This is a genomic window from Komagataeibacter xylinus (assembly GCF_009834365.1).
Classification (GTDB): domain Bacteria; phylum Pseudomonadota; class Alphaproteobacteria; order Acetobacterales; family Acetobacteraceae; genus Komagataeibacter; species Komagataeibacter xylinus_D.
The window spans coordinates 23,311-37,552 of the sequence record NZ_CP041349.1 but is presented as its reverse complement, the minus strand read 5'-3'; the positions used below and the strand labels follow the sequence as shown (position 1 = coordinate 37,552).

Annotated in this window: 7 protein-coding genes and 3 pseudogenes; 4 read left to right on the top strand and 6 right to left on the bottom strand. The window is 58.4% G+C overall.

The window, feature by feature from the left end; genetic code table 11:
* Positions 1-433: 433 nt before the first annotated feature.
* Both FMA36_RS17005 and FMA36_RS17000 read right to left on the bottom strand, forming a co-directional pair.
* Positions 434-1,414 (bottom strand): AbrB family transcriptional regulator, encoded by a 981-nt coding sequence (locus FMA36_RS17005; RefSeq protein WP_240906612.1) that lies wholly within the window; start codon positions 1,412-1,414, stop codon positions 434-436.
* A 78-nt stretch (positions 1,415-1,492) separates the two neighbouring features.
* Positions 1,493-2,091: pseudogene (locus FMA36_RS17000) on the bottom strand (hydrolase).
* 86 nt (positions 2,092-2,177) lie between these two features.
* Here FMA36_RS17000 and FMA36_RS16995 point away from each other — a divergent pair.
* Positions 2,178-2,783 carry a TetR/AcrR family transcriptional regulator gene (locus tag FMA36_RS16995; protein ID WP_159264162.1) on the top strand — a complete coding sequence of 202 codons (606 nt, stop codon included), beginning with the start codon at positions 2,178-2,180 and terminating at the stop codon, positions 2,781-2,783.
* 159 nt (positions 2,784-2,942) lie between these two features.
* On the opposite strand, the gene FMA36_RS16990 is transcribed toward FMA36_RS16995, so the two are convergent.
* Entirely contained in the window at positions 2,943-3,836 is an 894-nt protein-coding gene (locus FMA36_RS16990; protein WP_159264160.1) for an alpha/beta fold hydrolase, read from the bottom strand.
* 954 nt (positions 3,837-4,790) lie between these two features.
* On the opposite strand from FMA36_RS16990, the gene FMA36_RS16985 reads away from it, so the two are divergent.
* Both FMA36_RS16985 and FMA36_RS16980 read left to right on the top strand, forming a co-directional pair.
* Positions 4,791-5,729 (top strand): replication protein RepA, encoded by a 939-nt coding sequence (locus FMA36_RS16985; RefSeq protein WP_010515665.1) that lies wholly within the window; start codon positions 4,791-4,793, stop codon positions 5,727-5,729.
* Positions 5,730-5,816: 87 nt separating this feature from the next.
* Positions 5,817-6,500: pseudogene (locus tag FMA36_RS16980) on the top strand (IS630 family transposase); the annotation flags it as partial.
* Here FMA36_RS16980 and FMA36_RS19580 read toward each other — a convergent pair.
* The 3 genes and pseudogenes from FMA36_RS19580 to FMA36_RS16970 form a co-directional block, all read right to left on the bottom strand.
* Positions 6,495-7,038, bottom strand: a pseudogene (locus FMA36_RS19580) (transposase family protein); the annotation flags it as partial. The pseudogenes FMA36_RS16980 and FMA36_RS19580 overlap by 6 nt on opposite strands.
* A 23-nt stretch (positions 7,039-7,061) precedes the next feature.
* Entirely contained in the window at positions 7,062-7,760 is a 699-nt protein-coding gene (locus FMA36_RS16975) for a hypothetical protein (protein WP_159264159.1), read from the bottom strand.
* On the bottom strand, positions 7,757-8,431 hold the full coding sequence (locus FMA36_RS16970) for a ParA family protein (RefSeq protein WP_232275864.1): 675 nt from the start codon (positions 8,429-8,431) through the stop codon (positions 7,757-7,759). The genes FMA36_RS16975 and FMA36_RS16970 overlap by 4 nt, the downstream gene beginning before the upstream one ends.
* Positions 8,432-8,980: 549 nt before the next feature.
* On the opposite strand from FMA36_RS16970, the gene FMA36_RS16965 reads away from it, so the two are divergent.
* The gene (locus FMA36_RS16965) at positions 8,981-14,080 is read left to right on the top strand and encodes a lactate dehydrogenase (RefSeq protein WP_159264158.1); all 5,100 of its coding nucleotides are present in this window, start codon (positions 8,981-8,983) and stop codon (positions 14,078-14,080) included.
* Positions 14,081-14,242: the final 162 nt, after the last annotated feature.

Genomic DNA, 14,242 nt, shown 5'->3' with positions numbered 1-14,242 from the left:
CAGGATCGCATCACAGTCGTTACCCGACACGGGGCATCGATATCGAGCAATTATCGGATGTGCGTGGGTGTATTCGTGTAAATAATCTACTTCTAATTTATCGGTGTTAGTAGCAGAAAGCGTGTGATTTGACCAGCCAACGGGTGTGCCGCTGGATCAGGATTGGCTTCATGTCGGCTTTGCAGTCAGGCAAACAAAGCACCTAATGTCTGCAAAGAGGCGGAAACCGTCTGTCTGCTGGACGTTCCGTAAACAGACAGACGGCTTAGGCGGATACTTTGGTGAACAAATGGCTGCTCCCGTCATCCACCGGAAACAGTCGTCAAGTTTCAGCACCAGCGAGTTTGCGATGGAAGGATCTGTCACACTGGCCTTCGGCAACTCCCTCTTTCCCTGCCACCTGTTTCCCATGTGTCTCTCGCGATACGACCTGTTACCCCTTTGCCGACGACCTACGAGATAGAAAACGTGCCAGAGCTGGCCCGGTGACCAGAACGCAGAAAAACCGGGCGACCTGCATGGCAATGACGAAAGGCATGTCCACTTTTGTGGTCGAAGCGATAATGGAGACGGAATCAGCTCCACCAGGGCTGGTTGCAAGATAAGCCGTCAGCAGATCCACATGCGCCAGCCGGGCCAGCACCAATGCAAAGCCGCCACACACCGCAATCAGCGCGAGGATGGAACCCAGCACACGTGGAAAGACACGTCCGGCATAAGCCAGCACATCTGGCGTAAACCGCATGCCGATGCCCCACCCGACCAGAGCATAGGCCGCGACCAGCAGAAGATGCGGCTGTTCGATCGGCAGATGGGCGCCAAGCCTTGCGGCCATCCCGATCCCCATGGGCACAAGCAGTCCCCCGGCCGGCACGCGCAGACGGGTGCCCAAGGCGCTGCCTGCCAGCGCGATCACAAGCGCAAGTAAAGCACCCTGCCATGAGAGGGTCTGTGCCACGACCAGCGGGGCGGACGGCGTTCCGGCCACGCGCGCAATAACAGCCGCAATGACAGCGCAGCACGCCACGCGCAGATATTGCATGAAGGCGACGAGCCGCATATCCGCCCCGTATGATTCCGCCATCAGGGTCATGACCGTGGCCGCACCGGGTGACGAACCCCAGATCGCGGTATTGCCGGGTAACAGGCGCGAGCGTGTCAGCAGCCAGCCGAGAAGGGCTGCCGCAGACAGGGTAGAAAACGTACCGGCAACAAAGACCGGCCAACTGGCTGCCATTTCGTGAAAGATCGAGGCTGAAAGATAGCTGGCGATCATGACCCCAACTACGCCCTGAGCGCCGAGAAAGACCCAGCGGGGAATACGGACCGCGCTACCCCGTGTGGCCAGTACGACCGCCGCCCCCAGTGGTCCCAGCAGCGGCGCGGCCGGCAGGCGTAAGACGGTCAGAAGCATACCAAAAACCAGCGAAAGCAGCGCCAGTACGCCCCATCGCCCGGTCAGCAGCCACGCTGATGGCCCTACCCTCACCGCTTAACCGCCAAACACGATTGTATCGGAAGGCAGCACGCGTGCAATCCGCGGGAGGATCGAGCGGATGGAAACATCATGAAGGTCTGCTGACAGGCTGGTGCAGAGATCCTCGGCAATGACGATGTGATAGCCAAGTTCCCAGCCATGCCGTGCGGTGGATTCAACCCCGAAATTCGTAGCAATACCGCCCAGCACGACCGTCCGGATGCCCCGCCTGCGAAGCTGAAGGTCCAGTTCCGTGCCTGTAAATGCCCCCACTGATGTTTGGTGATGACGATATCGCCGGGTGCTACCAGCCCATCCGCCAGGTGCGCCCAATCCGCTGGCAGGCCGCCTTCCGGCGGGCTTAAGGGCTGGTCGGCGGGACCGGGCGGCGCGTCGGCAAAGTCGGGCGCAAACGCAACCCGAACCAGTACGACCGTAGCACCTTCATCCCGGAAGCGGGCAGCAAGCGATTTACCGCTCTCCAGCACCTGCGACGATGGCCGCGGGGCGGTTGGCAGGGCAAGTATGCCATTCTGCAGGTCAATGAGGACAAGGGCTGTGGTTCGCGGGTCAAATCTGTTCACGGATCGGCGCCTTCCGGGATCTGGATACATGGTCGGGTCAAACATCGACCGGCATTGGAAAATCGGTTATGCGAGGACTGTCTCGCATAAAAGAAAGTTGAGGGTACCCTCGCATTATGTCAAGCCCGCCCCGTTCATCACCACTCGCGCCCAAGCGGCAGCGCGGACGCGACCGCGTTGAAGCGATCCTTACGGCCGCGACAACGGTCTTTGGCGAGAAATCTTACGAGGCGGCGACAATGACCGAGATCGCTGCCCGCGCCAGCACGGCAATCGGTTCGCTCTACCGTTTTTTCCCGACCAAGGACGTGCTGGCCGCCGCAGTGCTCGAACACTACGGCGCGCGGCTCCTGCATGCCCTGGATGAGTTGGTCGATCACGATCCGCCGCTGTCGCCACGTGATGCAGCAGAAGGACTGCTGGACATCATCCAGCGTCTGCGAACGGAACGCTCAGTCGTCCTTTCCCTGCTCGACAGCGGGATTACCCTGCCAGATGGGACAGGAACGCTCCGCAAAGCGCTGATCGGGCGCATGAGCCAGTTATTGTCACGGCTGGGTGGTCCTCCGGGTCCACATGACGAACGGGCCGTGATGCTGCTGCATCTGGTCAAGGCGATCTTTGCCCTGCCACAGGATCACTCGGTCCCCCGCCCGGCCCAGGATAAGGAAGCCGTTACGATGCTGCGGCTCTATCTGGAACATGCGGCCGCTTCCCGCTAATCCGGGTCAGAGGTCGCTCCGTAACCTCTGAATCCGCACACAGCCGATCGATATCTTCAGCGATCGCGTCATCTGGATTGAACGGGTCTGCTTTTCACAGCATAACTGGCTGTAATGCGGTGAAAATCGAACTTTTACTCACCATCTGTTTCGCGAAGGTCAGAGAAACGCATCAAGCCGATACAACAGTTCTGCCGGTACTTCTTCCTGCGGACTATGACCACAGTCGATCGCGTATCCCCGCACGTCCACGGCTTTTTCGCGCCATGTCTCGACAACGTCATATAGCGCGCCCACGGTGCCGCGTGCGCCCCACAGAGCCAGTAATGGGACCTCAATCCGCCTGTCTGCATCAGCTGCATCATGAACGAGGTCGATGCCTGCCGCAGCGCGGTAGTCTTCGCACGCTGCATGACGCATTCCCGGGTCGGCGTAGCATCGACGATATTCGGCCATGACACGCGGATCGACCGATCCTGGTATCTTGATCTGTCCTGCAATGTGGCTTTCGAGAAAAAAGTCCGGATCCCCACTGATCAGCCTTTCAGGCAGGAGGGCGGGCTGGATCAGAAAAAACCACCAGAAATAGCGTCGGGCGAATTCCATATTGGTCCGGGCATACATCGTTGCTGTCGGTGCGATATCGATCAGCACCAGTTTTTCCACCGATTGCGGTGCATCCAGCGCCATGCGGTGCGCCACCCGTCCGCCCCGGTCATGCCCGACAACCATGAACCGTTCAAATCCAAGCTGGAGCATGACGCCAACCAGATCAGCCGCCATGGCCCGCTTGGAATAGTTGGCGTGATCCGCCCCACCTTCAGGCTTGGCGCTATCACCGTAACCCCGCAGATCTGGGGCCACGATGGTAAAACGTTTCGCCAGTGCGGGCGCAACCTTGTGCCAGGTCAGATGCATCTGCGGATGACCATGCAGCATGAGCAGCGGCGGTCCGTTTCCGCCGGTAGCGGTGCGGATCCGCACGCCATTTACCTCGATATCCCGCCAGCTAAAGCCTGGCAATAAATCGGGAAATTTCCTGATTGCGGTCATGCTTTCACCTGCATTCGTCCTGTGGACACACAGCAAAAAAGCAGAATATCAGGAAACCAGTATTTCCCCTGATGAAGACCTGTTGATTATCTCCCTGCCGCGACTCACAACGGCGTCACTGGGTAGATCAGTTGGGATATCCGAGAGGGTCGATTCGCAGAGTCTGCGGAAATAGACAGGCCCATGTCACGCGTGATCACAGACGTCAGCCCCCAGTGTAACCACAACATCCAGATGAGGACTTTGGCGGACGTAGCCCACGCCACGACATTATCCCGACAGACCGTAAAACGTACATCGACGGAGCCAGCGTCTCAGCGCGCTACCCGACCAAGTGAGAGTTCTGAACACCTGTTCCAGCCTACATTCCCGCCAGAGTCCTCATGGAGTTTCTTTCAGAGGCAAAAACTGAGGACTCTGGCGGGAACATGCGACGCGCAAGGTTAATTTCTGAGATATGCCAGAAATCTGGAGCCGAAACAGATCGCAAAACGGCCCTCGAAGTGAGGACTCTAGCGGGGTTTTGTGCGCCAAAAACAGGTTTATCCGCCGAACATCAAGGAAAATCGGGCTGTTAGAAGCCTCCTAACCTGAAAATTTCTCAGTTTTGAGGACTTTGACGGGGCGCCAAATTAGCGCTATCTGCAAATCGAGGACTCTGACGGGAAACTTGATGCCCTCAGAGATACCGATTCGCTACACCTCCCTTTTGCGAGGTGACCAACAGGGTACTGAGGACTGTAGCGGAAAAACTGAGGACTCTAGCGACACGTGCTTACGGAGCAAGCACGATTCGCATAAGTTATCCCGAGGACACTAACGGGACAAACTAATATTAGAATACAATTAGCTTTAACTAGTATTAGATCCCGCTACAGTCCTCAGAGACATTCTGAACAAATCCGTGCATCATGGACGCAGAATCGAGCCAACATACATATGCCTAGGGGAGCCATGATGGCGGAAGTGCATGACTTGCTTCAGGAGCATGGTCGACAGCATGTACTCCAGCTAGACATGGACCGCCGCGTCGTTGATGCGGCCGCTGCATATCTGACGGACGAAGATGCCGGACTAGGTTTCATGTATAGCGGCTGGGCACAAGCACCGCTCCCACATAAAAAACAGCCCGACTCTGCACCTTGGCAAGTTCGCACCGACAGAGTTACCCTTCTCGTAGAACCAGGTCGACGAACGCTTCCGAATGGGGAACTTCAATGGATTGGTGTCCCATACGGAAGTCGAGCCAGACTTATACTGCTATATCTGCAAACCGAGGCTCTAAGAACCCAAAGTCGCGAAATTGAGCTCGGAAAGTCGCTTCGCGACTGGCTTAAGAAGATGAACATCTCTCCTGGCGGCAAAACGATAGCCGACGTAAGAGAGCAGGCACTCCGCATCACGCGCTGTCGTCTCACTTTCGAGGTCCAACAAGCAGGAAAGTCAGCATTAGTACAACAACTTATAGTCGACAAAGCACTGTTTACGGAAGATGGCGAGGACTCTAGCGGGGGACAGCTTTTAGCGCGGACGAAGCTAAGTGAAACATTCTACGATCAGCTTCGTCGACATCCTGTTCCTATCCAGGAATCCGCAATTCGAGCGATCAGTAAACACTCGATGGCTTTAGACATATATTGCTGGCTTGCATATCGGCTGCATGTCCTCCAGAAGGACACGCCAATCACTTGGAAGGGTCTTCACGCCCAGTTCGGCGCTGGCGTAAAACGCCTAGACCATTTCCGTGATACCTTCTGCGCTCAACTCAACTTGGCGCTAGCAGTATATCCAGAGGCGGTAGTCAAACTGAGTGCTGTGGGCCTAACATTAGTTCCCTCACCTCCACCTGTTGAGCCAAAACGCACGGTAGTCGCGTTTCCTAGGTCCCGCTAAAGTCCTCACTCAACGTAGACGATGAAAACGTCTGCGTCGCATAGAGGCAAATCAGTAGACTAATTGCGGACGAACAGTCGAAGATAGCCGCATCGGGCTGAAACCTTCAAACTGTCGACGGACCCGCTATTTGTCGACAAGGTTCGGGATATTGTCGGTCTTTACATGTCGCCACCGAACCGCGCGATCGTGCTGTGCGTCGACGAGAAATCCTAGATCCAGGCGCTGGACCGCGAACAGCCCGTCCTGCCCATGGTACCGGGCGTGCCAGAACGACGTACCCATACCTATCTCCGGAACGGTACGACGTCGCTGTTTGCAGTCCTCGACATCGCAACAGGTGCGGTAATCGGCAAATGCTACAAACGTTATCGTACCACGGAATTTCTCGATTTCCTGAAACGTATCGCCGCCGATATCCCTGATGACCTGGATGTTCATCTCGTGATGGATAACTACGCCACACATAAAACGTCCACGATCAAGACGTGGCTCGCGCGCCGCCCGCATTGGCATGTTCACTTCACGCCCACCTCGGCTTCCTGGATCAATCAGGTAGAGCGCTGGTTCGCCGAACTGACGCGCAAGCAACTCCAACGCGGCGTGCATCGGTCAACAACTGCACTCGAAGCCGACATCACAACTTTTATCGATGCACATAACAAAAACCCACGGCCGTATCGGTGGGCCAAATCAGCCGACCAGATCCTCGCCTCGGTGAAGCGCTTTTGTCATAAGACAATGAGCCGAACTTCAGATTCAGGTGACTAGTACTAGGCACTCTCGCGTGTAGTCGTCCTCAACGGTCAGCACGCGGAAGCGACATCCGTTGTCCAGCGCGAATTAGGACCGTCGGGCACCGGCGTCGGCGAGTAGGTGCCCATTTCCTGTTTCTGGCCACCACACTAATGGACCGACAACCCTTCCTTGCGATACAACCGGAACAGCTTCTTGTGGATCAGGATTACTCCTTCGCATTCCAGAAAGATGTGCCGACCCTGATAGGGAAACTGGCATCGTTCGCCCACAAGGTGGCGCGGTAGGCCGCGCACCTCGGTATCGCATGGACGGTACGACGCATAGCGCCACGTCCTTGGGTCGACGGTGATGAGACTACAGGCCCGCCCCCGCCGTTGCGAGTAATCCCGTTTGGACACCGCCTTAGTCAGAGCATTACGCCGTAATGCCGGGCGTCTCACGAGTTTCCTACTTGCTGCTCCTCAAGCTTCGAGACCTCAAGCCCACCGTATTTCGATCGTCTTGTGTAGAGGGTCGCGTTGCCGGTCCCGTAATAGATGCAGGGGTTGGCCTCCTAATGCTCTCTCGGAACTTTTACTCGTCACCGATAAGTTCATCGATTTCACGTAAGCGCTTTCGGATGGCAACAAGCTGTTCCAGCATTTGGCGCCTGGTGGATCTAAGGCGCCGCGCCTCTGTTACGAGCGCGGCAAAATCAACATGAGATGCAGGCCGCTTGATTGACTTTCGGAATGCTATGATTGCAGAACGAGACGCGCTGGGTCCGACTAGGCCCTTCTCGCGCGCCGCTTCAAGCTCCTCTGGTCCCAGCAAAGTCAGCTGATACGCTGCACTATATGAACCCGGTAGTAACGTCTCGCTAATTCGGCCACTATCCACCATGCTTGCGATCCGACGCAACTGGGAGGCCACCGGTTCGGAGAAAGGGAAAAAGCGTTCGAAACTGGCTTTAAGACGGTTTTTTTCTTCTCTCGAAAAAAGTGCATTTTCTAGCGTATTTAATGCTCGGCCGATTTCCAGAAAGGAACGCGCAGCCTTTTCCCACGCAGATGTTACGGCGCGCTGGGTATCAAGAATGATCCGGATGCGGCCCTCGTCCTTCGCAAGGTCCGTTCCGGAAAATACTGATGCAATTGTCTCCAGGGTTTCAGAAGATACGGTGGTGAGTTCATGTAGCTCGCTAGGACGCGCATCAGATGGCTGTATTTCGTCAGCATCAAGGCCCTGCAAGGCTCGCAGCGAGATGCCGCGCGTCGTATTGGCTTTGCTCACAGGTCCAACTCCTGTCGCAAGTATGACCAGAGTGCGCCAAACGCTTCCGCGTTTTTGGGCCGACTTAGATCCATGACGCCTAACCCTTTACCATTTGCGAGTGATATTTCCTCTGCTTGGGCGATTTCTACGGGACATACGGGTCCGACATTTAGCAATTTGGAGCGGATAGTCGCGTAGGAACGAGTTCGAATATTCGCACGATTAATGATGAACGCTGCTTTCGCACCGCTCTGTTTCAAATGGCGCATCCACGGTATCACGCTGTCTAAATCGTCTTGGCTTTGCTGGCAAGGAACCAGAACAAAATCAGAACCCTCACACAAGCCCAAGATTGCTGTCATGTTAATTTCGATCGAAGGCGGCGTGTCGATGACAATAAAATCGGCAGAGGATTGCCTCGCCATTTTCAGGGTAGACCGCCAGTCATCAAGGGACGCGCGATGTACAGGAATATGGGACACGGCCGGAATACTCGCACGGACACGTTCCCTACGTTCTGCCCATGTGGCTAGAGTTGCCTGTTTATCCATATCCAATCCTAATACTTGTCTGCCAGATTGAGCAGCTAAAACAAGTATATTCCGGGATAACGACGATTTTCCAACACCACCCTTTGGCGATGATAGCATCACGATGGATTGTTTTGATGGAGAGGGATGTTTTGTCATTGGGACCTTATCGATGCAGGAGTTCCGCGGACCGTCACCGTATAGAAGGAGTTTTTACAGGACAGCTTTCTGAAGACAAGAGAAGAGTTCCAAATCTTTTACGCCGTAAAAATTTTACCGCGTAAAACGCTTTTGTCTGTTGATTGGGTGCGTTGCTTGCGCAGGATGTATCGTCTGGGACCACAGTTAGATTGCCTATGGTCGGGATCGCCAGAGCTTTGAGCCGATTACCCATTATTTGCCGAAGAGGAATGGCCCAAAAAAGGTCTAAATAAGACAAAACTGCACCAGATCGGCCAGTGCGCCGCAAGGGGTAGCTCCTCCCCGTGCTCGGCGTCTGCGTCGCCTGCGCGCGGGTCCGGTGCTGCCGCTACGCGGCACCCTTGCCCCGCACTGCCCGACCCGGTTGCAATGAGAGCTGAAGGAAAGAGTAATCAGGCAACACAACCTGATTAGCACGCCCGTTCCTGACATCCCGAAAACCTGACCCGGAAACATCCCGGCCTGCAGAAGCAGCGCCGGGTGCCGGCGTTTGTACGGAGCACGGCCATGTCGTTCCAGCTCAACCTCTTCGGCACAACCGCTCTCGCAGATACCCAGAACGACCTTTTCTGGGGCGAACTTGAAGGCGAAGACGGCACGTCCCCCGTCCCTCCCGTCACACCGGCCCCGATGGCCCTTCCCCAGATCGACTTTCATATGGTGACCAACCGAAGTCTCGCTGCCACATGGAAACAGCGGGCTCGTGACAATGCACTGGCAATCGAACTGCTTAAGGAGATCGAAGAAGCAGACCGAAACGCCTCGTCCCCCGAACAGATCGTCCTGTCACGATTCATCGGCTTTGGAGCAGGAGAATTGGCGAACAACCTGTTTCCATCCGGAAGCGATAGGGCCCGCCCGGGCTGGGAAGAGATTGGCGAGGCGATCCATGCCTCCACAACAGATGTTGAAAGGGCAGGACTGAAGCGCGCGACACAATATGCGCATTTTACCCCTGAGCTGATCGTGCACGCACTCTGGAACAAAGTGCTGCAGATGGGCTTCAGAGGCGGTTCCGTGCTTGAACCCGGCTGCGGGACCGGTCTTTTCATCGCGGCCCGACCGGAAAGGCTCGAGGGACGCATCGCCTTTACCGGGATCGAGAATGATCCGATTACAGCAAGGATTGCGCGCAGGCTCTATCCGAACCAGTGGATCCGCAGCGAGGATTTCACGACAGTGAAGCTCGCAGACGGGTATGACCTTGCGATCGGTAATCCACCCTTTTCCAATCGCACCGTGCGTGGTCCGGAAGGTCTGGGACGGCTTGGCCTGAGCCTGCATGATTTTTTCATTGCCCGATCCATCGAGGCACTCCGTCCGGGCGGCATCGCAATGTTCGTGACGTCCCGCCATACGCTGGACAAGACGGACAGCACCGCGCGCCGGACCATTGCCGACATGGCTGACCTCGTGGGGGCAGTCCGGCTCCCGGCCGGAGCAATGCGAGATGACGCCGGCACGGACGTGGTGGTGGACGTACTGGTGTTCCGCAAGCGCATGATCGGCGACATGGCCGATGACGAGACCTGGCTGGAAACCGGCGCCCTTGCGAGTAGCGACCAGGGTAACGGTCCGCTCCTCGTCAATCGCTACTTCCTCGACCACCCGGAGCAGGTGCTTGGCCGTCACGGCTGGACCACCACCCAGTTCGGTCCCGATTACACATGCGACGTGCGTGCCGACGGCAGGCTCGATGTGGTGTTGCCCGAGGCCCTGAGCCGGATCGGGCAGGACGTGCGCTTTCCGGAACCCCTGGACCAGCGCATTGTCCGGCCGGCGGGAGCCGGTGTGCTGGTCGGCACGGCTGCCGATGGCGCCCAGTTGAAAGAGGGCTCCTACTTCGTCACGAAAGGCGTCCTGCAACAGATCTGCGACGGACAGGCCGCCACGGTTGCCATCAGGAAAGGGGATCAGAAGGACGGCCTCTTTCAGAAGCATGCCCGGATCATTACCGCGCTGATACCCATTCGGAATGCGGCACGCGCGGTGCTGCGGGCGCAGCTGGAGAACCTGCCCTACGGACGCCTGCAGGGTGATCTGAAGCGTGCCTATTTCAGCTTTGTCCGACAGTTCGGCCCGATCAACCTGATGAACGTGACGGTCAGGATCGATCCGGAAACCGGGGTCGAAAACGAAACCCAGCGGCGGCCAAACCTGACGCCATTTTACGATGATCCCGACGTCTGGCTGGTCTCGTCCATCGAGGAATACGACGAGGCGACGCAGAAAGGCCGGATGGGACCAATTTTCTCGGAGCGGGTCATTCATGCGCCTGTCGAACCCGAGATCCATTCCGCCCACGACGCCCTGGCCGTCTGCCTGCATGAAACAGGCGGTGTGGAAATGCCGCGGATCGCGGAACTCATGGGACAGTCCGAAGCTGAGGTCGCGGCCGCACTGGGGGATGCGGTTTATCTCGATCCGGTACGAAGCGTGGATGGTCGCGATATCTGGGTCACGGCTGATGAAATGCTCTCCGGCGCCGTGCGGACCAAGCTGGAAGAGGCCCGCGATGCAGCCCGGATCGATGGACGCTACGCCCGGAACGTCACGGCGCTGGAAGCCGTCCAGCCAGCCGATCTGCGTCCGTCGGAGATCACCGCGCGCCTTGGCGCTCCGTGGTTGCCGGTCAGCGACATCATCGCCTTTACCGCCGAGGTGCTCGGGGTCGAGACGATCATTTATCACGCGCCCGCGGTCGCCTGCTGGACCGTGGGGAAACGGGCATTCATGGGCAAGGCCGAGGCAACGTCAGTCTGGGGAACGGAACGGCGACATGCCGGCGAACTGCTGGAAGATGCCCTGACGCAGGCATCGCCAAAAATATGGGATGTCTGGCGTGATGGCGATGGCAAAGAGCACCGCGAACTGAACACACAGGAGACGGAAGCCGCAAAGGAAAAACTGGTGGCGATCAGGCGTGCGTTCGAGACATGGGTCTGGCAGGATGGCGATCGGGCCGAGAGGCTGGTCAGGTTGTATAACGACACCTACAACAACCTCGTGGCACGCGCGTTTGATGGCTCCCATCTGCGCCTGCCCGGTGCAAGCACCACGATCAGCCTGCGCCCGCACCAGAAACGGGTGATCTGGCGGATCATCGCCGCGGGCGGCACGTATATCGCGCACGCGGTCGGCTCCGGAAAGACCTTCTCGATGGTTGCGGCCGTCATGGAGCAGAAGCGGCTTGGCCTGATCAGCAAGGCGATGATCGCCGTTCCCGGTCACTGCCTCGCCCAGATGGCCCGCGAATTCCTCATGCTCTACCCGACCGCGCGGATCCTCGTCGCCGACGAGACGAACTTCGTGAAAGCAAAGCGCCAGCGGTTCCTTGCCCGGGCCGCGACCGGAAACTGGGATGCGATCATCATCACGCATGACGCATTCAGGTTCATCCCGGTGGAGGGGGATTTCGAACGCCAGATGATCGAGGCGCAGATCGCGTCTTACGAGGAAGTGCTGGAAAGCGTCGACGCGGCCGACCGCCTGTCGCGCAAGCGGGTCGAGAGCATGAAGGAGAAGATGCAGGCGAAGCTGGAAGGCCTTGGCACTCGAAAGGACGATCTCGTGCATCTGGGAGAGATTGGCATCGACCAGATCCTCGTTGATGAAGCGCAGCAGTTCCGGAAGCTGAGTTTTGCAACCAACCAGTCCGACCTCAAGGGGGTCGATCCGAACGGCTCGCAGCGGGCCTGGGATCTCTTCGTGAAGACGCGCTACCTGGCGGCAAAAAATCCGGAGCGCCCGCTGATCATGGCGTCCGGCTCCCCGATCACCAATACGCTCGCCGAAATGTGGACGGTCAGCCGCTATATGGATCTTGAGGCGCTGCAGAAGCGCTACCTGCATGAATTCGATGCCTGGGCAGCCAATTTCGGCGAAACCCGTACCGAACTGGAACTGCAGCCAAGCGGGCTTTACAAGCCGGTCACGCGCTTCACCGAGTTCGTCAACGTCGCCGACCTCATGGCGATGTATCGCGACTTCGCGGATGTCGTGCAGCACGATGACCTACGCCAGTACGTGAATCTGCCTGCGATCCGGGGCGGGCGTCGCGAGATTATTGTCGCGCCGACAAACGATAACTTCAGGGCCTACCAGAAGACGCTGGCGGCCCGCATCAACGCCATCGAAGCGCGCCAGGGGCGTCCCCAGAAGGGCGACGACATCCTCCTGTCCGTCATCACGGATGCCCGTCATGCCGCGATCGACCTGCGCTTCGTCGCCCCTCTCGCCGCGAATGACGATACATCGAAGCTGAACCTGATGATCGGGAACGTGTTCCGGATCTGGCAGGAGACATCGGAAAGCCGTTACAGCGATCCTGAAACCGGTCGGCCGTACGACCTGCCGGGGGCGGTGCAGATGATCTTTTCGGATCTGGGCACCGAGAGCGCGATGGAGACACGCGGTTTTTCCGCCTATACGTGGATCCGCGATGAACTGATCCGACTGGGCGTGCCGCGCGCGGAAATCGCGTTCATGCAGCACTACAGGAAGAGTGCGGCGAAGCAGAAGCTGTTCGGTGATCTCAATGCCGGCCGCAAGCGGATCCTGATCGGCTCGACGGCGACCATGGGCACCGGCGTCAACGCCCAGCAGCGCCTCAAGGCCCTGCACCATCTCGACGTGCCGTGGCTGGTCTCCGACATCATCCAGCGCGAGGGTCGCATCGAGCGGCAGGGCAACCAGCACGCGGAAATCGAACTCTACGCCTATGCCCAGCAGGGTTCCGTTGACGCGACCAACTGGCAGCTCCTCGAGCGCAAGCAGCGCTTTATTGGCCTTGCGATGTCAGGTGACCGTTCCATCCGCCGGATTGAGGACATTGGCGGGGAAGGGGGAAACCAGTTCGCCATGGCCAAGGCGCTCGCATCAGGCGATGCCCGGCTGATGCACAAAGCCGGGCTGGAGGCCGATCTTGCGCGGCTCGAGAGACTGGCGGCCGCCCATTATGACGACCAGTTCGCCGTAAAACGTGCCATCGACCGGGCCGAGCGTGAGATTGCGGGCGCGGAGCGCCAGATCCCGCTTATCGAGGCGGATATTGCCAGCCGTCAGCCCACGAAGGGGGATGCGTTCGTATTGCGCAGGGACAAGGGGGATGTCAGCGAGCGCGAGAAGGCCGGGTCATGGCTCCTGTCCCAGGTCCGTCTGGCCGCGAAGAACGGTGAGGCAGGGGTCTGGAACCTCGGACGCATCGGTGGGTTCGCCGTCATGTGTGAAGCAGGGCCAGGCCGTCGCGTGTACTACGAAAAGCGCGCGGTCGACGTGACGCTGTTTGTGGAAGCGCGCTCAGGCCGCATTGAAATCGCCGTCGAGGACGACACGAAGGGCCTTGGGCTGACGTCGCGTCTCGAGCATGCGCTGCTTCGGATCGATGACGCGCTCCGTGACGCAATCCGGATGCGGGAGGAAGCGCAGCGTCGCCTGCCATCCTACCGGGCCCGTCTGGGCCTGCCGTTCGCGGAACAGGCGATGCTTGATGAAAAGCGCGCTGAGCTGAAAGCGCTGGAAGACGATCTGGCGGCGACCGCGACCGATGAAGACCCGGCGCATGACGACACCGAGGACAGGGAGAAGGAAGAAGAGGTGGCAGCCTGAGAAGGGCTGCCATCTCCGGTCAGGCGCCGCAAGGGGTGGCGCCTCCCCGTGCTCGGCGTCTGCGCCGCCTGCGCGCGGGTCCGGTGCCGCCGCTGCGCGGCGCCCTTGCTCCGCCAGCCCGGTGCTGGCCGCCAGGGTGCATCAGGAAAGGTGTCCTGAGAA

Bases quoted from the DNA above. Each gene is read 5' to 3' on its own strand.
- FMA36_RS16985 (WP_010515665.1), top strand. From the start codon at position 4,791: ATGATGGCGGAAGTGCATGACTTGCTTCAGGAGCATGGTCGACAGCAT.
- FMA36_RS16990 (WP_159264160.1), bottom strand. From the start codon at position 3,836: ATGACCGCAATCAGGAAATTTCCCGATTTATTGCCAGGCTTTAGCTGG.
- FMA36_RS17005 (WP_240906612.1), bottom strand. From the start codon at position 1,414: ATGCTTCTGACCGTCTTACGCCTGCCGGCCGCGCCGCTGCTGGGACCA.
- FMA36_RS16995 (WP_159264162.1), top strand. From the start codon at position 2,178: ATGTCAAGCCCGCCCCGTTCATCACCACTCGCGCCCAAGCGGCAGCGC.
- FMA36_RS16965 (WP_159264158.1), top strand. From the start codon at position 8,981: ATGTCGTTCCAGCTCAACCTCTTCGGCACAACCGCTCTCGCAGATACC.
- FMA36_RS16970 (WP_232275864.1), bottom strand. From the start codon at position 8,431: ATGACAAAACATCCCTCTCCATCAAAACAATCCATCGTGATGCTATCA.